Origin of the sequence: Burkholderia glumae LMG 2196 = ATCC 33617 (assembly GCF_000960995.1) — a bacterium.
Classification (GTDB): domain Bacteria; phylum Pseudomonadota; class Gammaproteobacteria; order Burkholderiales; family Burkholderiaceae; genus Burkholderia; species Burkholderia glumae.
Genome location: NZ_CP009434.1, coordinates 2,130,171 through 2,151,408 on the forward strand (window position 1 = coordinate 2,130,171; position 21,238 = coordinate 2,151,408).

At 65.1% G+C, this 21,238-nt stretch carries 21 protein-coding genes, 1 tRNA gene and 1 pseudogene; 9 read left to right on the forward strand and 14 right to left on the reverse strand.

The window, feature by feature from the left end:
• Positions 1-254 precede the first annotated feature (254 nt).
• Complete coding sequence (istA, locus tag KS03_RS09755) at positions 255-1,670, forward strand: IS21 family transposase (protein ID WP_390886158.1); 1,416 nt, start codon at positions 255-257, stop codon at positions 1,668-1,670.
• On the forward strand, positions 1,663-2,460 hold the full coding sequence (istB, locus tag KS03_RS09760) for an IS21-like element helper ATPase IstB (RefSeq protein WP_012732720.1): 798 nt from the start codon (positions 1,663-1,665) through the stop codon (positions 2,458-2,460). Before istA ends, istB begins: the two co-directional genes overlap by 8 nt.
• Before the next feature lie 66 nt (positions 2,461-2,526).
• Here the strand turns inward: istB and KS03_RS31200 are convergent, their stop codons facing one another.
• Genes KS03_RS31200 through KS03_RS09765 form a run of 3 tightly spaced genes read right to left on the reverse strand, consistent with a single transcriptional unit; the run spans position 2,527 to position 3,472 of the window.
• Positions 2,527-2,925, reverse strand: coding sequence for a hypothetical protein (locus tag KS03_RS31200; RefSeq protein ID WP_127913909.1), 399 nt, complete (start codon positions 2,923-2,925; stop codon positions 2,527-2,529).
• A 49-nt stretch (positions 2,926-2,974) separates the two neighbouring features.
• Entirely contained in the window at positions 2,975-3,244 is a 270-nt protein-coding gene (locus KS03_RS29800) for a hypothetical protein (protein ID WP_080942747.1), read from the reverse strand.
• 3 nt (positions 3,245-3,247) lie between these two features.
• Positions 3,248-3,472 (reverse strand): hypothetical protein, encoded by a 225-nt coding sequence (locus tag KS03_RS09765; RefSeq protein ID WP_017432955.1) that lies wholly within the window; start codon positions 3,470-3,472, stop codon positions 3,248-3,250.
• A gap of 48 nt (positions 3,473-3,520) precedes the next feature.
• On the opposite strand from KS03_RS09765, the gene KS03_RS09770 reads away from it, so the two are divergent.
• Entirely contained in the window at positions 3,521-3,775 is a 255-nt protein-coding gene (locus KS03_RS09770; RefSeq protein ID WP_017432954.1) for a hypothetical protein, read from the forward strand.
• A gap of 38 nt (positions 3,776-3,813) precedes the next feature.
• Here the strand turns inward: KS03_RS09770 and KS03_RS09775 are convergent, their stop codons facing one another.
• Together KS03_RS09775 and KS03_RS09780 are read right to left on the reverse strand one after the other, a co-directional pair.
• Positions 3,814-3,993 carry a hypothetical protein gene (locus KS03_RS09775; RefSeq protein ID WP_017432953.1) on the reverse strand — a complete coding sequence of 60 codons (180 nt, stop codon included), beginning with the start codon at positions 3,991-3,993 and terminating at the stop codon, positions 3,814-3,816.
• Complete coding sequence (locus KS03_RS09780) at positions 3,990-4,250, reverse strand: transcriptional regulator (RefSeq protein ID WP_230674559.1); 261 nt, start codon at positions 4,248-4,250, stop codon at positions 3,990-3,992. The genes KS03_RS09775 and KS03_RS09780 overlap by 4 nt, the downstream gene beginning before the upstream one ends.
• A 46-nt stretch (positions 4,251-4,296) precedes the next feature.
• Between KS03_RS09780 and KS03_RS31205 the strand changes: the two genes are divergently transcribed.
• The 4 genes and pseudogenes from KS03_RS31205 (at position 4,297) to KS03_RS09795 (ending at position 7,290) form a co-directional block, all read left to right on the forward strand.
• A complete protein-coding gene (locus KS03_RS31205; RefSeq protein ID WP_017432951.1) occupies positions 4,297-4,767 on the forward strand; it encodes a hypothetical protein in 471 nt (156 codons plus the stop codon).
• 446 nt (positions 4,768-5,213) lie between these two features.
• Positions 5,214-5,633 (forward strand): annotated as a pseudogene (locus KS03_RS29805) (IS5-like element ISBugl2 family transposase); the annotation flags it as partial.
• Positions 5,634-5,767: 134 nt separating this feature from the next.
• Positions 5,768-6,814, forward strand: a complete 1,047-nt coding sequence (locus KS03_RS09790) for an IS481 family transposase (RefSeq protein ID WP_012733678.1) — start codon at positions 5,768-5,770, stop codon at positions 6,812-6,814.
• 119 nt (positions 6,815-6,933) lie between these two features.
• Positions 6,934-7,290 carry a hypothetical protein gene (locus KS03_RS09795; RefSeq protein WP_012733677.1) on the forward strand — a complete coding sequence of 119 codons (357 nt, stop codon included), beginning with the start codon at positions 6,934-6,936 and terminating at the stop codon, positions 7,288-7,290.
• 48 nt (positions 7,291-7,338) lie between these two features.
• Here KS03_RS09795 and KS03_RS09800 read toward each other — a convergent pair whose 3' ends face one another.
• A complete protein-coding gene (locus KS03_RS09800; protein ID WP_012733676.1) occupies positions 7,339-8,385 on the reverse strand; it encodes an IS481 family transposase in 1,047 nt (348 codons plus the stop codon).
• 124 nt (positions 8,386-8,509) lie between these two features.
• Here KS03_RS09800 and KS03_RS09805 point away from each other — a divergent pair, with 124 nt between their 5' ends.
• A complete protein-coding gene (locus KS03_RS09805; RefSeq protein WP_012733675.1) occupies positions 8,510-8,962 on the forward strand; it encodes a tyrosine-type recombinase/integrase in 453 nt (150 codons plus the stop codon).
• 79 nt (positions 8,963-9,041) lie between these two features.
• Here the strand turns inward: KS03_RS09805 and KS03_RS09810 are convergent.
• From KS03_RS09810 to KS03_RS09850, 8 genes are all read right to left on the reverse strand, one after another.
• Positions 9,042-9,137: transfer RNA gene (locus tag KS03_RS09810), tRNA-Sec, on the reverse strand.
• Positions 9,138-9,165: 28 nt separating this feature from the next.
• Positions 9,166-11,076: a selenocysteine-specific translation elongation factor gene (gene selB / locus KS03_RS09815; protein ID WP_012733674.1), complete on the reverse strand. Its 1,911-nt coding sequence runs from the start codon at positions 11,074-11,076 to the stop codon at positions 9,166-9,168.
• The gene (selA, locus tag KS03_RS09820; protein WP_012733673.1) at positions 11,073-12,536 is read right to left on the reverse strand and encodes an L-seryl-tRNA(Sec) selenium transferase; all 1,464 of its coding nucleotides are present in this window, start codon (positions 12,534-12,536) and stop codon (positions 11,073-11,075) included. Before selA ends, selB begins: the two co-directional genes overlap by 4 nt.
• A 13-nt stretch (positions 12,537-12,549) precedes the next feature.
• Positions 12,550-13,485: a formate dehydrogenase accessory protein FdhE gene (gene fdhE, locus KS03_RS09825; protein WP_012733672.1), complete on the reverse strand. Its 936-nt coding sequence runs from the start codon at positions 13,483-13,485 to the stop codon at positions 12,550-12,552.
• Between the two features lie 365 nt (positions 13,486-13,850).
• Positions 13,851-14,495, reverse strand: a complete 645-nt coding sequence (locus tag KS03_RS09830; protein ID WP_017433007.1) for a formate dehydrogenase subunit gamma — start codon at positions 14,493-14,495, stop codon at positions 13,851-13,853.
• Entirely contained in the window at positions 14,492-15,406 is a 915-nt protein-coding gene (gene fdxH, locus KS03_RS09835; protein ID WP_012733670.1) for a formate dehydrogenase subunit beta, read from the reverse strand. Before fdxH ends, KS03_RS09830 begins: the two co-directional genes overlap by 4 nt.
• 12 nt (positions 15,407-15,418) lie before the next feature.
• Positions 15,419-18,487: a formate dehydrogenase-N subunit alpha gene (gene fdnG / locus KS03_RS09840; RefSeq protein ID WP_080942748.1), complete on the reverse strand. Its 3,069-nt coding sequence runs from the start codon at positions 18,485-18,487 to the stop codon at positions 15,419-15,421.
• Positions 18,488-18,761: 274 nt separating this feature from the next.
• On the reverse strand, positions 18,762-19,787 hold the full coding sequence (locus KS03_RS09850; protein ID WP_012733667.1) for a succinylglutamate desuccinylase/aspartoacylase family protein: 1,026 nt from the start codon (positions 19,785-19,787) through the stop codon (positions 18,762-18,764).
• Between the two features lie 362 nt (positions 19,788-20,149).
• Here KS03_RS09850 and KS03_RS09855 point away from each other — a divergent pair, with 362 nt between their 5' ends.
• A complete protein-coding gene (locus KS03_RS09855) occupies positions 20,150-21,055 on the forward strand; it encodes a YihY/virulence factor BrkB family protein (protein ID WP_012733666.1) in 906 nt (301 codons plus the stop codon).
• Positions 21,056-21,238: the final 183 nt, after the last annotated feature.

Consider the following 21,238-nt stretch of genomic DNA (forward strand, 5'->3'; position numbering starts at 1 on the left):
GCATCGCCACGACAACGCGCCGGCTGGAACGATCCAAGGCCACTCGGACGTGCCGCTGACGGTCCTGCTCAACTTACGCCAACCGGCCTCCACGCTCCGCGGAACGGCTCAGTTGTTGATGTCCGCACAGAACTGACCCACTAGAGCTGAAAATTTTCATCGAATTTTGACCCACGTGATTGAATGCCCTGCTCAATCTTTGAGCAGGGGATACAAAGGTGATCACGGTGGGCATATTGGCCAAGATCAGGCGGATGTATTTCCGCGAGAAGGTCCCGCTGCGCGAGATTGCGCGGCGTACGGGCCTGTCCCGAAACACGGTGCGCCGCTGGCTGCGGCAGACTGATGCCGTCGAGCCGAAGTATCCGAAGCGCGTCAGCCCGAGCGTCATCGACGACTGGGCCGCACAGCTGACAGGTTGGCTGCGTGCCGACAGTCATCGCCCAAAGCGTGACCGGCGCACCGCCCGGTTCATGTTCGAGGCGATCCGCGCCGAGGGTTACGCCGGCAGTTATGGCCGCGTGAGCGCATTCGTGAGGCGTTGGCACGAGGAGCAGGCTGAGGCGCCTCGCAGGAAGGCCTTCGTGCCGCTCGCCTTCGAACCCGGCGAAGCCTTCCAGTTTGACTGGAGCTGCGAATATGCGTTTGTTGGCGGGCTGCGGCGACGCTTGGAGGTCGCCCACGTCAAACTTAACTCCAGCCGGGCGTTCTGGCTGGTCGCCTATCCCACCCAGAGTCACGAGATGCTGTTCGACGCACACGCGCGCGCATTCGCCGCGTTCGGCGGCGTGCCCCGGCGCGGCATCTACGACAACATGAAGACCGCCGTGGACAAGGTCGGCCGCGGCAAGGAGCGCGCGGTCAACGCGCGCTTCGAAGCAATGTGCAGTCACTACCTGTTCGAGCCAGAGTTCTGCAACCGTGCCGCCGGCTGGGAGAAAGGCATCGTCGAGAAGAACGTTCAGGACCGGCGACGTCAGATCTGGCACGAAGCAGCGCTACGGCGCTGGGAAACGCTGGAGATCCTAAACGAATGGGTCGCTGGTCAGTGTCGTGAGGCCTGGCAGATGCGGCACCCGCAGTGGCCCGAGCTGACAGTCGAGGACGTGCTGCAGGACGAGCGCATCAGGCTGATGCCCAATCCACGGCCGTTCGACGGCTACATCGAGCAGACCCTGCGAGTCTCGTCGACCAGTCTGATTCACTTCCAGCGCAACCGCTACAGCGTGCCCACCGAGTACACGAACCAGTTGGTGAGCGTGCGCTGCTATCCGGCATATCTCAGCGTCGTCGCCAACGCCCAGGAGATCGCACGCCACGAACGCAGCTTCGAGCGGCACATGACCTTCTACGATTGGCGCCACTACGTCACGCTGGTCGAACGCAAACCCGGCGCACTGCGCAACGGCGCACCGTTCATCACGATGCCGCAGGTGCTCGCTGCGGTGCGCGAACACGGGCTCGATGCGGTGCTGCTCGCCGTACAGGCTGCGCTGGATTCAGGACGCCCCAGCGCAGAGCACGTTCTGAACGTGCTGAGCCGGTTGAAGGCACCCACCACGAGCACCAACCTCGCGACGACGAAACTCCAGCTTACCGAAGAGCCGGCCGCCGACGTGAGCCGCTACGAAACCCTGCGTGCCAACCCACCGGAGGACCGTCATGTCTAACGACATCGCCGCCCAGCTCAAGGGGCTCAAACTGCATGGCATGGCGAGCACGTGGCCGGAGCTGCTGGCGCAGTCGCGTCACACGGAGTTCAACCCGGAGCGCTTCATGAAGCAGCTGCTGATGGCTGAAACCGCCGAACGGCAGGTGCGCTCGATCGCCTACCAGATGACCGCCGCTCGCTTCCCGGCACACCGCGACCTGAAGGGCTTCGACTTCGCGCAGGCACACGTCGACGAAGCGCTGGTGCGCGAACTGAGCGAGCTGTCGTTCCTCGCAAGCGCGCACAACGTCGTGTTCATCGGTGGTCCGGGCACCGGCAAGACGCACCTCGCCTCAGCGATCGGAATCGAAGCCGTACAGCGCCACGGCAAGCGCGTGCGCTACTTCTCGACTGTCGAGCTGACCAACGCCTTGGAGCAGGAGAAGTCCATCGGAAAACAAGGCCAGATCGCCCACAAGCTGATGTACGTCGACCTGGTGATCCTCGACGAACTGGGCTATCTGCCGTTCAGCCAGACCGGCGGTGCATTGCTGTTCCATCTGCTCTCAAAGCTATACGAGCACACGAGCGTCGCGATCACGACCAATCTCAGCTTCGGCGAGTGGGCGAGCGTGTTCGGGGACGCAAAGATGACGACGGCGCTGCTGGACCGCGTCACCCATCACTGCCACATCGTCGAAACGGGCAATGAATCGTGGCGCTTCAGGACCAGTTCTGCCAAGGCAAAGACAACAAGAAAAAGAGCGGCAAAACCAGCGGGTAACGAAGAGTTATCCACACCGGAATAGATGTACTACGCTGTCTCGGGGTGGGTCAGATTTAGATGAAATCGGTGGGTTAAGACTCGGTGGAAATCAACAATCCTGTGTTCGATAGGGTTCCAAAACCGTTTCGATAGGGTTCAATTTCGCAGCAGGGAAACGCTTCTCGTACTTTCCGATAAACCTCGCCAGTAAAGGCTTGAGGCCGCAGTCATCGGGAATTTGATCGAACAACTTGACCGCTGCCTTGACAACATTCGGGTTCTCAAGCTGGTTCCACTTAAGGAACGTGTGGATAACTACCCAATTTGACCCTTCCGAGAAGGTTGCGAAACCCTTCTGAAACAGTTCAGCAAACCCTTCCCTAACCCTTTCGATACTCCACTTCAGGTCTTCGGCAACGTATCCCGCTGGCATATAAAAACAGCCAAGCATGTTCGCGTGGTTGGTCGTCAGAAGATATGCGGCAAGAATTCGACCGTCGTCAGTCAACGACCGGATAGTGCGGCTAGTCCAAAAGCGACCGTGTATCTTTCCATACTCACGCATCGCATACCCCGCGCTCTATTCGGTTAGTATTACTATTTGTAAAGATTAAAAAAATCACTTTTCTTCCGTCCCGTTCTGTCCCAAAAACGTCCCGTGCCTCGAAGCGAGCCACGATCGGGTGCAAAGCACCGTAAGCACTACGCAGGACGTGGATTCCCAAATATTCGGGCGTCGATACGCCGTTCGCGGCCGCACGCGTCGCCAGATCGGCTGCTTCCGCCAAAGGCAGTTCCACGGCCTGCTCTACCTTGTCTTTAGCCATCAATCACCCCGGGGCACTTTGGGAAACTTCGACAATGACGCCCACCAACTGAGCGGGCAAAGTGCCAACTGCACCAAGCAAGAAAAGGTCGGCCATACGGCAGATGGCAGCACTGTCGCTATCGATGCCAACCAGGGCCTTCCATGCAAGCCACGCCTCGTAAGTCCGCTCGGGCATCGTCGCCTTCACTTCCTTGCGGAACTCGGCACGGCGCTTCAACTGCTTCATGCGGCCGCCCGAAGATTGATATCGATCCAGCACATGAGAGAAAGTCCTATGAAAGATGAAACCAGCGAGCAGATCGAAGACCTCACCGCTGCCCTGCTCGCAACCAGCGCGGACTCAAACGCCACGAAGGTTCTGCTGCACTACTTGCAGGCCTTCATGCAGAGCCGAGACGGTTCGTTCCTCGCATGTTTCGTTGCGTACTGCGAGGCAACGATCGCGTTCACCAAAGCATCTACGTCGGTTGAGCCCTCGAGTTCGCTACGCGCGATGCTCGATCGGCTGGCCATCGCTGCGAGGCAGTGACCTATGCGATCCGCCCCGGATTCCGAGGCTCGGCGCGATCACAATGCGCGGGCTGGGGTCATCAGCGCGGCACCGATCGATGCAGATTTCGACAGTTCTTCCCGCAGCATCGGCGCCAGCTCGGGATGTTCGGAAATCGAGCAGAGCAGCTTGTCGAGCGCAGTCAGAAGCGGCGCGGCGTCGACAGGGATCTCGATTTCGATGGCAGAAGTGGTCACGCAACCTCCTTCGGCTGCACAAGCTCGGGCCAGATGTCTTGCCAGTCGTCGGGGCGAAGGTCGCGGCGGGTGACCGCGCCATCAGTAGCGCGCTCAATGGCGACGCAACGGTCGGCAGCGACCGGACGGCGCTTTTTGATCCACTGGCACACGAGACCCTGGGAGACGCCCAAGGCTTTTGCAAAATCAGCCTGAGACGTGTTGCGAGCCATGAGGTAGGTAAGGATGTCCATGGCGCAAATGTAGCAGCGCTTCATCAACAAATCAAGCCACGCTTCATTGAAAGTTACATAGCATCGCTACATGAGAATCTGGACACTTTCCGAAGAAGCGGAGCATTTGGCTGAAAGGTTTCGCGGCGTTCCGAACCGTAAAGAGTTCGCTACTGACAACTCCATACCGGGCGGCGACGCCATGGTCTATCAGCACATCACGGCCAAACGTCCCATCGGGCGAGAGGCAGCTATCGCTTACGCCAAGGCGTTCGGGTGTGGGCTTGAGGAGATTAGCCCCCGCATCGCTCTTGAAGTCATGGCGGCGGCGGCGTTGGTGGGAAACAGCAAGGTGGTCAATGATGTGGCTCACGAATCTACATCAGAAAAATCGCAGAAGTTAAGCCCAGAAAGCCGCGCCCTGATAACCGCGATCATTGACGCAGACAACAATGGCCTCGGGGCTGAGGCCTTCAAAGTTCTTCGCCAGACACTCAGGCTTTTTCGTGGAGACGATCAGCAGCGCCTTGTTCGGGGCGGCATTGAAGATGCTGACCATTAATAGGGGTCAGATTCCAATCATGGACAAGCGCTTCTTTGCACAGGCCGCGCAACCCTGTTCGAATGTCTCTGCCGGGATAGCCTGGACCTTGTACTTCGGTGAGCCAATCGTAGCCTGAGTCAGTGCAACGCTCGACGACGCGCACGATCAGCCCGATCCGCTCCGGCACCCCACACTTTGTCACGATCGCCAGATCCCCCGGCCTGCACCGTAACCCGCTCCGCTTCCCTCCGTTCCCGCTCATCATCTCTCCCGTCCAACCCGGCCCTGATACTGTATGTTTGTACAGTAGTTTGCCAAGATTTTGGCAGTAGGGTCAACAGGAATCAGTACCTGTTACACGGGACGCAATTTGTCCCGACCGGGTGGCAGGGCGACCCAACTTTTCGCTTCTCAGGTGTTCCATCGACACATTGTCTATCCGACGTCCCCCCGTTTTCAGTAACCACGTCCTCGTAGACGCCAACGGCGTTCCTCTCGTTGCGATCCTGACTGGCGCGAACACCAACGACGTCACGCAGTTGCTGCCGCTCGTTGATGCGATTCCACCCATTCGCGGCGTTCGTGGCCGACCGCTTCAGAAGCCCGGCGTCGTCTACGCCGATCGCGGCTACGATTCCACCCGACATCGTCGCGCGTTGCGCGAACGCGGTATTAAGCCCGTGATCGCCAAGCGCCGGACCGAGCATGGCAGTGGTCTGGGCAAGTATCGTTGGGTAGTCGAACGTACGCATTCCTGGCTCCACAATTTCCGGCGCCTACGCACTCGCTTCGAGCGACGTGCCTACATTCACGAAGCATTCCTCAAACTTGGCTGCTCGATCATCTGTTGGAACATCTTCAGACGAGCTGAGCAGGGTTTTTGAACTGGCCTCTTAGATCATATGTAGAAGTTCAGACTTGATCTGACAGTAAGGCCTTGCCAAGAGGCGGGGTTACCCGTTTTGATAGAGGTGCGAATCTTCATCAAAACAGCGCGCAAGCGCCAAGGAGTAACCCCGTGAGTAGTCTCAACCAAAACGTTATCCGCCACAAGATCGGTCTGCTGAATCTGGCCGCCGAGCTCGGTAACGTGTCGAAAGCCTGCAAGGTGATGGGGCTGTCGCGCGATACGTTCTACCGCTATCAGAATGCCGTGACCGAGGGCGGCGTCGATGCCCTGTTCGACAGCAATCGGCGCAAGCCGAATCCCAAGAATCGCGTCGAAGAGTCAACGGAAATCGCCGTTCTGGCCTATGCCATGGAGCAGCCGGCCCACGGACAGGTTCGGGTCAGCAACGAATTACGCCGGCGCGGCATTTTCGTGTCTGCATCCGGCGTTCGTTCGATCTGGCTGCGTCACGAATTGTCGTCCTTCAAGCTGAGGCTCGTGGCGCTGGAGAATCAGGTCGCTGAAAAAGGCATCGTGCTGAGCGACGATCAGGTGGCCGCGCTGGAAAGAAAGCAGGACGACGATGTGGCTCATGGCGAAATCGAAACCGCTCACCCCGGCTATCTGGGCTCGCAGGACACGTTCTACGTGGGCACGATCAAGGGCGTAGGCCGGATTTACCAGCAGACCTTCGTCGACACCTACAGCAAAGTGGCGATGGCCAAGCTGTACACGACCAAGACACCGATCACGGCGGCCGATCTGCTCAATGACCGGGTGCTGCCGTTCTTCGAGGAGCACGGCATGGGTGTGATCCGCATGCTGACCGATCAAGGCACGGAGTATTGCGGCAAGCCGGAATCGCACGATTATCAGCTGTACCTGGCGCTGAACGACATCGAGCACACCAAAACCAAGGCGCGACATCCGCAGACCAATGGCATCTGCGAGCGGTTCCATAAAACCATCCTGCAGGAGTTTTATCAGGTCGCGTTCCGCCACAAGCTCTATCTGACGCTGGTGGAACTGCAGGTCGATCTCGATACTTGGCTGATGTACTACAACGGCGAGCGAACGCATCAAGGTAAGATGTGTTGTGGTCGCACGCCTTTGCAAACGCTCATCGCGGGCAAGGAGGTGTGGAAGGAGAAAGTGAGCCACCTGAATCTGATCTGACAGTCACGCACCGTCGGAACGGGTAACTGTCAGATCGGGTCGCGACTTCTACATTTTTGATTCGGCCGCTCGATTCGCCTACATGGCGGCCGACTCGATACTCAAGGCTCGAGGCTGACATGCGCCCGCTCACTCACACCGAAAGCGCGGCCCAGTTCTGGACAGATCGCCAGCACGCGCAGTTCAACGATGCCCAGGAGGCGCTGGCCGACGAACTCGACGCCAAACGCCGAGAAGTCACGCTCGATGACGCGCTCGAAAAGCTCGCGAATCTGTGCAAGTCAGACCGCGAGCAACTGATGCGCGCGTTCCACTCGGACCGCAAGCACTTTCTCTGGCAGATCGACAACCTGTTCGATGACGCGGTAAACGCTTGCGCACGCGGCAAGAAATTCATGCGCACCTACTGCTCGCAGTGTGGTCGCAGCTTTCCTGCCGGCGACAGCGGCTACAGCCACTGCTCGGATCATTTGTAGAAGTCGCGACCCGATCTGACAGTTACCCGTTCCGACGGTGCGTGACTGTCAGATCAGATTCAGGTGGCTCACTTTCTCCTTCCACACCTCCTTGCCCGCGATGAGCGTTTGCAAAGGCGTGCGACCACAACACATCTTACCTTGATGCGTTCGCTCGCCGTTGTAGTACATCAGCCAAGTATCGAGATCGACCTGCAGTTCCACCAGCGTCAGATAGAGCTTGTGGCGGAACGCGACCTGATAAAACTCCTGCAGGATGGTTTTATGGAACCGCTCGCAGATGCCATTGGTCTGCGGATGTCGCGCCTTGGTTTTGGTGTGCTCGATGTCGTTCAGCGCCAGGTACAGCTGATAATCGTGCGATTCCGGCTTGCCGCAATACTCCGTGCCTCGATCGGTCAGCATGCGGATCACACCCATGCCGTGCTCCTCGAAGAACGGCAGCACCCGGTCATTGAGCAGATCGGCCGCCGTGATCGGTGTCTTGGTCGTGTACAGCTTGGCCATCGCCACTTTGCTGTAGGTGTCGACGAAGGTCTGCTGGTAAATCCGGCCTACGCCCTTGATCGTGCCCACGTAGAACGTGTCCTGCGAGCCCAGATAGCCGGGATGAGCGGTTTCGATTTCGCCATGAGCCACATCGTCGTCCTGCTTTCTTTCCAGCGCGGCCACCTGGACCTCGCTCAGCACGATGCCTTTTTCAGCGACCTGCTTCTCCAGCGCCACGAGCCTCAGCTTGAAGGACGACAACGCGTGACGCAGCCAGATCGAACGAACGCCGGATGCAGACACGAAAATGCCGCGCCGGCGTAATTCGTTGCTGACCCGAACCTGCCCGTGGGCGGGCTGCTCGATGGCATAGGCCAGCACGGCGATTTCCGTCGCTTCATCGACTCGATTCTTGGGATTCGGCTTGCGCCGATTGCTGTCGAACAGGGCATCGACGCCGCCCTCGGCCACGGCGTTCTGATAGCGGTAGAACGTATCGCGCGACAGCCCCATCACCTTGCAGGCCTTCGACACGTTCCCGAGCTCGGTGGCCAGATTCAGCAGACCGATCTTGTGGCGGATGACATTTTGGTTGAGACTACTCACGGGGTTACTCCTTGGCGCTTGCGCGCTGTTTTGATGAAGATTCGCACCTCTATCAAAACGGGTAACCCCGCCTCTTGGTAAGGCATTACTGTCAGATCAAGTCTGAACTTCTACACGTGATGCAATGGACCTCGCCTATCTGACCGGCCAGCGTCCCCAGGACACGCTATCGCACGATGAACGAGATATCCGCGACAACTTTCTCCATATCGACCAAGGCAAAACCGGGAAGAAACTGCGAATGGAGATCTCTGGCGAGTTGAAGGCGCTCATCGATCGAATTCGCGCCAGGAAAGCCGGCTACAAGGTGGTGAGCACGGTGTTGATCGTGAACGAGCGCGGGGAGCGCATGACGCTAGATACACTTCAGCGCCGTTTTCGGGAAGCTCGCCGCCGTGCAGGAATCGGCGACTCGGAGTTCCAATTTCGCGATTTGCGGGCCAAGGCCGGCACCGACAAGACCGACAGCACTGGCGACATCCGGCAGGCTCAAAAGCAGCTCGGACACACCACAATCGGCATGACCGAACACTACGTTCGCAACCGCCGGGGCGACAAGGTCAAGCCTACGCGATGACCGATTTTGCGGAACAGCACCGTTTTTGCGGAACTGGAACAGGAGGATTTCAGGCTCGGCAGAATCGCGCCAAGCCAAGTGGCGGAAGGCAGCTGGAGTCGAACCAACCCGGGAACGATTGACGTCCCCAACCAGGTTTGAAGCCTGGCCGCACCACCGGATACGAATGCCTTCCGCGAGCGTGCCGCGCGCCACCACCGCCGCTACGCGAGATCGCGTAGTGCGCTTTCCGCGCGCAACAGGTGGCGGTCGCGATGAAAACGAGTATACCCAACCCGGTCGAAGAATTCGAGAATCTGGATCGCGCGCTTGCGGCCCAGGCCGGTCGCGTCGCGAAAGGTCGCCGCGTCCACCGAGCCGCCGCCTTGCGCCGCCAGCGCGGCGATGATCCGCGCGAGTTCGGCCACCGCCTCGCGTCCATAGAACAGGTCGCGCACCACCTGATGCACCTCGCCGCGCCGCGCGAGCTTGCGCAGCAGCGTGCGTACCGCCTCCTCGCCGGCACCCGTCGCCGCCGCCAGATCGCGTACCCACGGCGCCTCGAAGCGCCCCGCCGCCAGCAACGGCAGCAGGCGCTGCGCGAGCGCCTCGTCGGCGGGCTCGAGGCTTGCCGTATGAGTCGGCAGGTGGACCCACTGCCCCTGCCGCACCACGCTGCCTTCACCAGCCATCGCGTCGATCAGCGCCCGCCACAGCGGCTCGTCGGCGAGCGGCAGCGCGATGCGACGCAGCCGCCCGAGCTCCGGCCCCGGCTCGTCGGGCGTGCGCGCATGGAACACGGCCAGCGCCTCCAGCACGCGCCGGCGCAGCGCCTCGCGATAACGCGGCGCGATCGCGCGCGGCCCGCCCGCGCCGGGCATCACCGCCGCGTTCTCGGGCAGCGGCAGCGCCTCGGCGGCCAGCCCGGTCAGATGCACCAGCGTGGCGACCGGCACGCCAAGCGGCGCCTCGTCGAGCAGCGGCCCCAGTTGCCCCGCATCGAGCCACACGGCCAGCGCGTCGAGCCAAGCGCGGCGCGCGAGGGTCCGGCGCTTGTGCGCGGGACCGAACGGATCGAGCACGCGCCCCCCGCCCACGGTGCGCGTAGCCTGCGCGTTGCGCACGATGAAGCGGTCGCCGGGCATCGCGAACACGGGCGCATCGAACACCAGCTGCACGCGGCCGCGCTGTCCGGCCGCGAGCGCGTCGACGTCGATCGGCACGACGTGCGCCACCTGATGCTGCGTGCCGAGATGCACGTGCAGCGGCGCCCAGTGCCTGAGCGTGAGGCTCGCCTCGGCCAGCAAGCTCAGCTCGACGTCGATGCGCGGCGACACGCTCGCCAGACGCGCGTCGGCCACCACGTCGCCGCGCGCGAGCGCGGCCTTGTCGATGCCGGCCAGGTTCAGCGCACAGCGCTCGCCGGCACGGCCAAGCTCGGCGGCACGGTTCTGCGCGTGCAGCCCGCGCACGCGCACGACCTCGCCCGAGCGCACGACCGTCAGCGTCTCGCCGGCACGCACGCGCCCGGCGAGCGCGGTCCCGGTCACCACGGTCCCCTGCCCGCTCAGCGTGAATACGCGGTCCACGGCGAGCCGGAACAGCCCGTCGTCGCGCCGCGCGCGCCATTGCGCGGCCAGCGCGCGCAGCGCGGCGCCGAGCGCGGCCACGCCGGCATCGCCGGCCCGCGTGGCACAGGTCTCGAAGATCGGCGCCGCGGCCAGCGCGGTGCCCGCCAGCTCGGCGCGAATCTCGTCGCGCGCGTGCGCGACGCGCGCGGCATCCACGCGATCGCATTTGGTCAGCGCGACCAGGCCATGCGTGACGCCCAGCAGTTGGAGGATCGCGAGATGCTCGCGCGTTTGCGGCATCACGCCGTCGTCGGCGGCGATCACGAGCAGCGCGACGTCGATCCCGCAGGCGCCGGCGGCCATGGTATGAACGAGCCGCTCGTGGCCGGGCACGTCGATCATGCCGAGCACCTCGCCGTTGTCGAGCGGCGTGTAGGCGTAACCGAGCTCGATCGAGATGCCGCGCGCCTTCTCCTCCTTCAGCCGGTCGGTGTCCACGCCGGTCAGCGCGCGCACCAGCGTGGTCTTGCCGTGATCGATGTGGCCCGCGGTGCCGACGATCATGCGCGCGCGCCTCCCGGCTCGCCCAGCGCCGCGGCACCAGCGGCCATGCACTGCGCGATCAGCGCGGCCTCGTCGGCGGCCTCGAGGCAGCGCAGGTCGAGCCGCAGCGCATCGTCGGCGATGCGGCCGATCACCGGCCGCGGCCAGTCGCGCAGCCGCGCCTCCAGCTGGCCGAGCGCGCGGCCGCTGCGCTTGGTGCCCACGGTGCGCACCACCAGCCCGTGGCTCGGCAGCAGGTCCACCGGCAGCGCGCCGCTGCCGATCTGGCTGAACATCGGCTCGGCGCCGACCGCGAACGCCTGGCCCACGGCGCGCTGGAACGCCGGCAGCAGACGTTCGGCCGCGGCCGCGATCTCGGCGTGAGGGCGCGTGAGCAGACGCAGCGTGGTGAGGCGCTCGCGCAGGAATTCGGGCGCGCGGTAGAGCCGCAGCACGGGTTCGAGCGCGGCCAGCGTGAGCTTGCCGACGCGCAGCGCGCGCTTGAGCGGATGCTTCTTGATCCTCGCGACGAGTTCGCGCGAGCCGACGATCAGGCCGGCCTGCGGGCCGCCCAGCAGCTTGTCGCCGCTGAACGTGACGAGATCGGCGCCGGCCGCGATGGTGTCGCGCACGGTGGGCTCGCGCGGCAGCCCCCATTGCGAGAGGTCGACCAGCGTGCCGCTGCCGAGATCGACGGCCACCGGCACGCCGCGCTCGCGGCCGAGCGGCGCGAGCGCCTCGATCGGCACCTCCTTCGTGAAGCCGCTGATCGCGTAGTTGCTGCAGTGCACCTTCATCAGCAGGGCGGTGCGCGGGCCGATCGCCTCGGCGTAGTCGCGCGCATGGGTGCGGTTGGTGGTGCCCACCTCGCGCAGCCGCGCGCCGGCCCGGCTCATGATGTCGGGAATCCGGAACGCGCCGCCGATCTCCACGAGTTCCCCGCGCGAGACGATCACCTCTTGCTTCGCGGCGAGCGCGGACAGCGTCAGCAGCACGGCGGCGGCGTTGTTGTTGACGACGGTGGCGGCCTCGGCGCCGGTCAGCTCGCAGACCAGGTCGTCGATCAGGTCGTCGCGGTCGCCGCGCTTGCCGGTGGCGAGATCGAATTCGAGATTCATCGGCCGCGTCAGCGCGGCCACCACGTCGCGCACGGCCTCGTCGGGCAGCAGCGCCCGCCCGAGGTTGGTGTGCAGCACGGTGCCGGTCAGGTTGAAGACGGGCTTCAGCGCGCTCGTGTCGACCGCCGCGAGCCGCGCGCGGACCTCGGCCGCAATGCCGGCGTCGTCGGGCGGGCTCACGCCGGCCGGATCGCGCCGCGCGCGCTCGCGCCACGCGTCGAGCGCGGCGCGCACGGCAGCGAGCACGCGCGTGCGTCCATGGTCGCCAATGAGCGGGCGTAACGCGTCGGACGACACGATCCGCTCCACGGACGGCACGCGCGCGAGCAGCGCCTTCAGTTCGGTCGGGCCGTGATCGCTCAAGTCGGTGCTCCGCTCAAGCGTCGGAGGCCGGCAGCTCGGGCCACAGCAGCGGATTCGGCGACGCGCGCCGATAGCCGGCTTCGTTCATCAGCAGGTCGAGTGTGAGGCTGGCGAGATCGTCGGCGAGCGGCTCGAACCCGTAGTCCTTCTCCTGGTAGCCGATCTTGCGGTAGGTATGGCATTCGTCGCAGGACTCGGCCTTGAGCGCCTCGCTGCCGCCCTCCACGCCGTGATACGCGATGCCCTTGGTCGAATCGCAGGACGAGCACTTGGTGCGCACCATGTGCCATTCGCTCGTGCAGAGCGAGCATTGCAGGAAGCGATAGCCGTTGTAGGGGCCGCCCACGCGGATCACGCTCGCGACCGGGTGCGAGCCGCACACGGGGCACAGCCCCGGCTGGTCGAGATACGGCACGTCGGCAGGCGCCACGCGCGAGGCGAGATCGGTCCACACCACCTGCAGCGCGGCCGCGATGAACGGCGCCGAGGCCGGCTCGATCTCGGCGAGCCGCAGCGCGACGAGCGCGTCGGCCTGGGCCTCGAGTTCGGCCGCGCTTTTCAGGCGCAGCGTGTCGATCAGCTTCGCGAGCGGCGGCGTGGCGAGCCCGGCCTGCTCGATGCCGTCGAGCAGGCGCTGCAGCACCGCGCGCCATTGCGGGTCGCGCGCGCCCGTCATCGCCGGCAGCACCGGCATCGAATGCGCCTGCGCCCGGCGGATCGCCTCGGCACTCGGCGGCGCGGCCTCGAGCGTGTCGAGCACGGCCTGCTGCGTGTCGGCGAGTGCCGCCATCAGGCGCAGATAGCCGGAAATCGGATTGAGATCGGCGAGCTTGCGCAGCCGCGCGGCGCGCTCGGCGAACGCGGTGGCGCGCTCGGGCAGCCGGAAGCGCGGAATCGCCGAATGATCGAGCGCCGCGATGTCGTTCGGATCGAGTATGCGTTGTGTCACGTGGATCACCCAGTACAGTCTGTGCCGACGCCGCCGGAGCGCCGGATGATTCGCCGCGACCGGCACGCGCGCGGTGCGCTCGCCGCCGCGAGGATCGATGCCGATCGGGAATGAAGGCCGGCTCGCGGGGCCGGCCAGGGTAGCCGACGGCAGGCAAGGCGCCGCCGTGAAGCATACCGCTTCCGTGCCGCGGGCGCCACGAGCCCCGGCGCGGCGCGGAACCGGCCGTGCCCGGTCGCTGCGCGTTCTGAAACCATCGCCGCGCCCGCGGCCGGCCGCGCGCCAAACGACAAGGGCCATCCCATGGATGGCCCCGAAGCGCGCCGGGCGGCCGGCGCGCGATGGCGCGTGATGCGCGGCGCGCCCTAGCGCGCGCGCCCCGGCTGCTTCACCGCCTGGCGGAACCACTTCGGATGGTGCTTGCGCGCCCAGCCGAACGACACCGTGCCGCGCACCATCGCGCCGATCGAGCCCTTCACCCACAGCGCCGCGTAGATGTGGACGATGATGCCGGCGATCAGCACGAATGCGGCGGCCGCATGCACCACGGCCGCGAGCCGGATGGCCTCGATCGGGAAATACAGCGAGAAATACCGGCGCCAGATCACGATGCCCGACAGCAGCAGCAGCAGCAGGCAGATGACGAGCGTGAAGAACAGCAGCTTCTGCCCCGCGTTGTAGCGGCCGACGGGCGGCAGGTTTTCCTCGCGATTGCCCAGCACGTCGCCGATCTGTGCGAGCCAGCGGCGGTCGTCCGCGTCGAGCAGATTGTGATGCCAGTAGCGCACCACCATGATCGCGAACGACACGAACATCACGACGCCGACGAACGGATGCAGGATGCGCGTCCATTGCCCGCCGCCGAACAGCGCGGTGAGCCAGAACATCGACGGATGGAACAGCGCGAGGCCGGACAGCGCGAGCAGCACGAACGAGATCGCGGTGATCCAGTGATTCGAGCGTTCATTCGCGGAGTAACGGACGATCAGGTTCGGGTCCTGGTGGCTCATTTGGTGTCCTCCTCGATCCGGCGGGCTTCCTCACGGGCGGCGGCGTCCTCTTGCTCGCTCACCTCGTTGGGGCCGACCCGCGTGTAGTGGAAGAACCCGGCCAGCGCGGTCAGCGCGAGACCGGCCACCGCCAGCGGCTTGGCGATGCCCTTCCAGAGCTTCACGAACGGGCTGATCGACGGATTGTCGGGCAGGCCGTGGTACAGCGACGGCTTGTCCGCATGGTGCAGCACGTACATCACGTGCGTGCCGCCCACGCCCTGCGGGTCGTACAGCCCCGCCTGGGCGAAGCCGCGATCCTTCAGGTCCGCGATCCGTTCGGCCGCCTGGTGCTTCATGTCCTCCTTGGTGCCGAACATGATGGCGCCCGTCGGGCAGGTCTTCACGCAGGCGGGCTCCTGGCCGACGGCCACGCGATCCGAGCACAGCGTGCATTTGTAGGCACGGTTGTCCTGCTTCGAGATCCGCGGGATATTGAACGGGCAGCCGGTCACGCAATAGCCGCAACCGATGCAGTTCTCCTCGTGGAAATCGACGATGCCGTTGTTGTACTGCACGATCGCGCCCGGCGACGGGCAGGCCTTCAGGCAGCCCGGGTCCTCGCAGTGCATGCAGCCGTCCTTGCGGATCAGCCATTCGAGGTCGCCGGCCGGGTTCTCGTATTCGGAGAACCGCATCACCGTCCACGAATGCTCGCTGAGGTCGGCCGGATTGTCGTAGACGCCGACGTTGGTGCCGATCTCGTCGCGCAGGTCGTTCCACTCCATGCAGGCGGTCTGGCATGCCTTGCAGCCGATGCACTTCGACACGTCGATCAGCTTCGCGACGGTGCCCGTGACCGGATCGCGCGCGGTGGGCGGCGGGGTGGTGGTGGCGGACACCCGTTTGATGTCCAGCGATTGCAATGCCATCTCGGGTTCCCCTTATGCCTTTTCCACTTTCACCAGGAACGACTTGAATTCCGGTGTCTGCGAGTTGCCGTCGCCGACCGACGGCGTCAGGGTGTTCGCGAGATAGCCGGGCTTGGTCAGCCCCTTGAAGCCCCAGTGCAGCGGAATGCCCACCGTCTGCACCTTGCGCCCCTCCACCATCAGCGGCTTGATGCGCTTGGTCACGAGCGCCACCGCCACGATGTAGCCGCGGTTCGACGACACCCTGACCTTGTCGCCGTGCACCACCCCCACCTCCCTGGCGAGATCCTCGCCGATCTCCACGAATTGCTGGGGCTGCACGATCGCGTTGAGGCGCGCATGCTTGGTCCAGTAGTGGAAGTGCTCGGTGAGCCGGTAGGTGGTGGCCGTGTGCGGGAACTTGTCGGGCGTGCCGAAGGCGGCCCGGTCGTCCGGGAACACGCGCGCGGCCGGGTTGTTCAGCGCGCGCGGATTGCCCGGATTGAGCGGGTTGGCCGCAAGCGGCGTCTCGAACGGCTCGTAGTGCTCGGGGAACGGGCCTTCGTTCATGCCGTCGCGGGCGAAGAAGCGCGCCACGCCTTCCGGGTTCATGATGAACGGCCCCATGCCGGTCTCGGGCGCCTCGTCGGCCTTGTAGTCAGGCACGTCCGCACCGCTCCAGGCGCGACCGTTCCAGCCGATCAGCTTGCGGGTCGGATCGAACGGCTTGCCGGCCGTGTCGCACGAGGCGCGGTTGTAGAGGATCCGCCGGTTCGCGGGCCAGGCCCAGGCCCAGTTCAACGTCTGGCCGATGCCGGTCGGGTCCGAGTTGTCGCGCCGCCCCATCTGGTTGCCGGCCGCCGTCCAGGCGCCGCAGAAGATCCAGCAGCCGCTCGCGGTGGTGCCGTCGTCCTTCAGCTGCGCGAAGCCGGCCAGTTGCTCGCCGCGCTTGACCAGTACCTTGGCGGGGTCCTTCGGGTCGGGCAGGTCGGCCAGCGCACGGCCGTTGAACTCCATGGCCAGTTCCTCGGGCGTCGGGCTTTCCGGGTTCGCATACGGCCAGGTCAGGTTCAGGATCGGGTCCGGATACTTGCCGCCGTCCTTCCGATAGGCGGCCCGCAGGCGCAGGAAGATCCCCGACATGATCTCGAGGTCGCTGCGCGCCTCGCCCGGCGCATCGGCGCCCTGCCAGTGCCATTGCAGCACGCGGCCCGAATTGACGAGCGAGCCGCGCTCCTCGGCGAAGCAGGTGGTGGGCAGCCGGAACACCTCGGTCTGCACGGCCGCGGGGTCGACCACGTTGTAGTCGTCGTGCGGCTTCCAGAACTCGGAGGTTTCGGTGGCGAGCGGGTCCATGACCACGAGCCACTTCAGCCGGGCCAGTGCGGCCGCGGTCTTGGCCTTCGAGGGCGCGGCCGCGAGCGGGTTGAAGCCCTGGCAGATGTAGCCGTTCATCTTGCCCTGCGCCATCAGCTCGATGGTCTGCAGCAGGTCGTAGGGCTTGTCGAGCTTCGGCAGGTAGTCGTAGGCGAAGTTGTTCTCGGCGGTGGCCGCGTCGCCCCACCACGACTTCATGAAGCTCACGAAGAATGCGCGGTAGTTCTTCCAGTAGCTGAGCTGGTTGGGCCGCAGCGGCTGCGTCGCGCGCTTGCCGATGTAGGCCTCGTAGTCCTGCTCGGCCTGCGACGGCAGCGTCATGTAGCCGGGCAGCAGGTTCGACATCAGGCCGAGATCGGTCAGCCCCTGGATGTTCGAGTGGCCGCGCAGCGCGTTCATGCCGCCGCCGGCGATGCCGATGTTGCCCAGCAGCAGCTGCACCATCGCGCCGGTGCGAATCATCTGCGCGCCGACCGAGTGGTGGGTCCAGCCGAGCGCGTAGAGGATCGTGCCGGCGCGGCCGGGCACCGCCGTGGACGCGAGCATCTCGCACACCTTCAGGAACTTGTCCTTGGGCGTGCCGCAGGTCTTCTCGACCATCTCGGGCGTGTAGCGCGCGTAGTGCTGCTTCATCAGGTTGTAGACGCAGCGCGGATGCGAGAGCGTCGGATCGAGCTTCACGAAGCCGTCGTCGCCCCGCTCGTAGTCCCAGGTGCCCTTGTCGTAGGCGTGCTTGTCCGGGTTGTAGCCGGAATAGATGCCGTCGTTGAAGGCGAAATCCTCACGGACGATGAACGGAAAGTCCGTGTAGTTCTTGACGTACTCGTGCTGGATCTTGTCGTTCGCGAGCAGGTAATGGATCACCCCGCCGAGGAAGGCGATGTCCGTGCCGGTGCGAATCGGCGCGTAGTAGTCCGCTACCGATGCGGTGCGCGTGAAACGCGGGTCGACCACGATCAGCCGCGCCTTGCGATGCGCCTTGGCTTCCGTCACCCACTTGAATCCGCACGGATGTGCTTCGGCGGCATTGCCGCCCATCACCAGGATAATGTCTGCGTTCTTGATGTCGACCCAATGGTTCGTCATCGCGCCGCGGCCAAACGTCGGGGCAAGACCTGCCACCGTCGGGCCGTGTCAGACACGTGCCTGGTTGTCGAAGGCGAGCATCCCGAGACTGCGAATCGTCTTGTGGGTCAGATAGCCCACTTCGTTGCTGCCCGCCGACGCGGCCAGCATGCCGGTGGTCAGCCAGCGGTTGACCTTCTGGCCGTCCGGCGTGGTCTCGACGAAGTTGGCGTCGCGGTCTTCCTTCATCAGCTTCGCGATGCGGTCGAGCGCCGCCTCCCACGAGATCGGCTCCCACTTGTCAGAGCCGGGCGCGCGGTATTCGGGCTGCGTGAGCCGGCTCGGGCTGTGGATGAAGTCGATCAGGCTCGCGCCCTTCGGGCACAGCGTGCCGCGGTTCACCGGATGATCGGGATCGCCTTCGATGTGGATGATGCTCGACTTGGCGTTCTTCGCGCCGTCACCGAGGGAGTACATCAGGATGCCGCAGCCCACCGAACAGTACGGGCAGGTGTTGCGGGTTTCGACGCTGCGCGCCAGCTTGTATTGGCGAACCTCCGCGAGCGCGTCGGCGGGCGAGAATCCCAGCAGGGCGAGACTCGAGCCGGCGAGCGTGGAGGCGGTCACCTTCAAGAACTGGCGCCGGGACAGGTGGAGCATGGTGGTCTCGGCGGTGAGGTAGGGGGGACGTAGGTGTTTCATATGACACTGAGTCGCGAGGCGATTTTACGCGTTCCGTCTCATTTCGTTTATAGGAAACTGTTCTTCCGATAGCTAGTCGGGTCCGCCCGGATTCGACGATTTCATCGATCCCCCCAGCGCCGCCCCGCCCCGCTTTGCCGCCCCGCTCGCCTTGCTTTGCCGCCTTGCCGCCACCTCCTCGCGGCCGGCGGCGCGATACCGACACGCTTCGCGGAACGGCGCAGCCCGTGCGTCAGAGCGTGTCGTGCGGTTCGGCGAGCTGGAACAGGCAGTCGCCGCGCCGCGTCTGCGCGGGCACGCGGCGGCACACCACCTCGCCGCACGCCTCGAAGCGGTGAACCACCGGCTCGCGCAGCGGCGTCTCGGGGAAATGGATGCGCGCCGCGGGCTGCCCGGCCTGCACGATCTCGCCGAGTTCGACGAGCGGCTCGTAGACGCCGTGCTCGTAGGCATACACGAAATGCTGCGGTCCGCTCGCGCGCATGAAGCGCGTGACGGCGGGCGGGCCGTCCGGCACGAGCGGCCCGTGCACCACGCCGATGAAGCCGAGGAAGTGCAGCAGCCCCTGCCAGCCCTGGCGCAGCAGCTTCGCATCGGTCATGCCGGCGCCGCCCAGTTCGGTGAGGATCGAGATCGCGCCCTGGCGGCGCGCGGCGGCCGACGCATAGGTGGGGTTCGGCGCGTGCAGGAACGCGCGCGGCATGCCGAACGCGCCGAGCAGCGCCTTCACGCGGAGTTCCTCGTCGGCATCGCGCGGATCGAGCGCGATCAGGTTGCCGCCGTCGTAGATCAGCGAGCTGCCGCCCGAATGCAGGTCCACCAGATAGTCGGCGCGCGCGAGCAGCGTGTGCTCGATGTAGTGGGCGATCATCTGCGTGGGCGTGCCGGACGGGTCGCCCGGAAACGTGCGGTTCAGGTTGCCGCCGTCGAGCGGCGAGGTGCGCATGCCGGCCTCGGCGGCCGGAAAATTCGCCATCGGCAGCACGATCACCTGCCCGCGCACCGCCTCCGGCGTCAGTTCGCGCATCAGCCGCGAGCTCAGCACCTGGCCTTCGTATTCGTCGCCGTGATTGCCCGACATCACCAGCACCACCGGCCCCTCGCCATTGCGAATCGAGGCGATCGGCACCGGCAGCCAGCCATAGGCGGAGCGATGCACCGAGTGCGGCAGGCGCAGGTAGCCGGCCTGCTTGCCGTCGGCGTCGAGATCGATTTCACAGCGGATCGGGTTCGGAAGTCGCGGGGATACGTCGGTCATGATCAGGGTTGACGGGCTCGAAAACGATACCGCGAGCTTACCGGCATTCGCGCCAATCCGGGTGCGCCGCGCTCGCCGCCCGTTCCCACCCGGCCGTTCGGGCCCGCGGCGCCGGCCCGTGCCGGGCATGCCGCTTGCTGGGCAGGGCCGGCGCCTGCGCGCGCGGGAAGCGCGTTCCGGCCCCCGGTGGGTCCGCGGCGGGCGCGGGCGCGGCGGCGGCCGCGGCCGGCGCGGGCGAACGCGGGCGGGTGGCGCCGCGCGCCCGATCGAATACACTCGTCGGCAGGTCATGCCTCCGATCCGAAAACAACCATGAACGGCGCAACCATGAACGGCGCGCCGCGCGTCCGACGTCACCGCCTATGAAGCCCTTGCTCTCGCAACCGCATGAAAAGCTCGTCAAGACCAACGTGAACTGGGCGCTCGACGCGTTCCGGCGTTTCTCGGAGGACCACTGCACGACGATGGCCGCCGCCATCGCGTTCTACTCGGCGTTCTCGCTCGCGCCGATGCTGGTGATGGTGATCGCCGTGGCAGGCTGGTTCTTCGGCGCCGACGCGGCGCGCGGCGAGGTGTTCAGCCAGGTCCACAGCCTGATCGGCAACGAGGCCGCGGCCGGCGTGCAGACCATCGTCGAGAACGCGCACCGCAAGGGCAACGCCGGCGGCTTCGCGGCGGCCGTCTCGGTACTGCTGCTGGTGGTGGGCGCGTCGGCCACGTTCTCGTCGCTGAACACCGCGCTCGGCGTGGTCTGGCCGGCCGCCGAGAAGCGCTGGTCATCGATGTTCGGGCTGGTGCGGGTGCGGCTGATCTCGTTCGGCCTGGTGCTCGGCGTGGCGTTCCTGCTGATCGTCTCGCTGATGCTCGACACGGCCATCACGTTCGTGGGCCGCTGGCTCTGGGGCAACACGCCGTTCGTGGTGATCGGCAACCTGCTGCAGTTCACGGCCGGCATCGCGATCCTGGCCGCCGCGTTCGCCGCGCTGCTGAAGTTCCTGCCCGACGCCCATGTGACGCGCCGCGACGCGCTCACGGGCGGGATCGTCTCGGCCGTGCTGTTCTCGGCCGGCAAGAAGCTGTTCGCGCTGTACCTGGCGCACGCGGGCACCGCCAGCGCGTTCGGCGCCGCCGGCTCGCTCGCGGTGCTGCTGATGTGGCTGTACTTCTCGGCGGCCGTGCTGCTGCTGGGTGCCGAATTCGCGGCCGCGCGCGGCCGCGCCGAGCAGGCGCACGCCTCAAACCGCGACACCGCGACGCACAATTCCTGACACGCGGGCGGGCTTCGCCGCAAGCGCCCCCACCGGCGGACCCGGTACGTTCGGCCTCGCCGGCACCGGGAACAAAATGACGCAACCGTTGCGCGCAAACGTTGAAATTCCCGCGTTTTCGGTGAAAAACCGCCCCCTCGAGCACCACGTCGCCATGGCCCTCAATTCTCGCAACAACGTCCG

Bases quoted from the DNA above. Each gene is read 5' to 3' on its own strand.
- istA (WP_390886158.1), top strand. From the start codon at position 255: ATGTATTTCCGCGAGAAGGTCCCGCTGCGCGAGATTGCGCGGCGTACG.
- istB (WP_012732720.1), top strand. From the start codon at position 1,663: ATGTCTAACGACATCGCCGCCCAGCTCAAGGGGCTCAAACTGCATGGC.
- KS03_RS29800 (WP_080942747.1), bottom strand. From the start codon at position 3,244: ATGGCTAAAGACAAGGTAGAGCAGGCCGTGGAACTGCCTTTGGCGGAA.
- KS03_RS09765 (WP_017432955.1), bottom strand. From the start codon at position 3,472: ATGAAGCAGTTGAAGCGCCGTGCCGAGTTCCGCAAGGAAGTGAAGGCG.
- KS03_RS09770 (WP_017432954.1), top strand. From the start codon at position 3,521: ATGAAAGATGAAACCAGCGAGCAGATCGAAGACCTCACCGCTGCCCTG.
- KS03_RS09780 (WP_230674559.1), bottom strand. From the start codon at position 4,250: ATGAAGCGCTGCTACATTTGCGCCATGGACATCCTTACCTACCTCATG.
- KS03_RS31205 (WP_017432951.1), top strand. From the start codon at position 4,297: ATGAGAATCTGGACACTTTCCGAAGAAGCGGAGCATTTGGCTGAAAGG.
- KS03_RS09795 (WP_012733677.1), top strand. From the start codon at position 6,934: ATGCGCCCGCTCACTCACACCGAAAGCGCGGCCCAGTTCTGGACAGAT.
- KS03_RS09805 (WP_012733675.1), top strand. From the start codon at position 8,510: ATGGACCTCGCCTATCTGACCGGCCAGCGTCCCCAGGACACGCTATCG.
- selB (WP_012733674.1), bottom strand. From the start codon at position 11,076: ATGATCGTCGGCACCGCGGGCCACATCGATCACGGCAAGACCACGCTG.
- KS03_RS09830 (WP_017433007.1), bottom strand. From the start codon at position 14,495: ATGAGCCACCAGGACCCGAACCTGATCGTCCGTTACTCCGCGAATGAA.
- fdxH (WP_012733670.1), bottom strand. From the start codon at position 15,406: ATGGCATTGCAATCGCTGGACATCAAACGGGTGTCCGCCACCACCACC.
- KS03_RS09850 (WP_012733667.1), bottom strand. From the start codon at position 19,787: ATGACCGACGTATCCCCGCGACTTCCGAACCCGATCCGCTGTGAAATC.
- KS03_RS09855 (WP_012733666.1), top strand. From the start codon at position 20,150: ATGAAGCCCTTGCTCTCGCAACCGCATGAAAAGCTCGTCAAGACCAAC.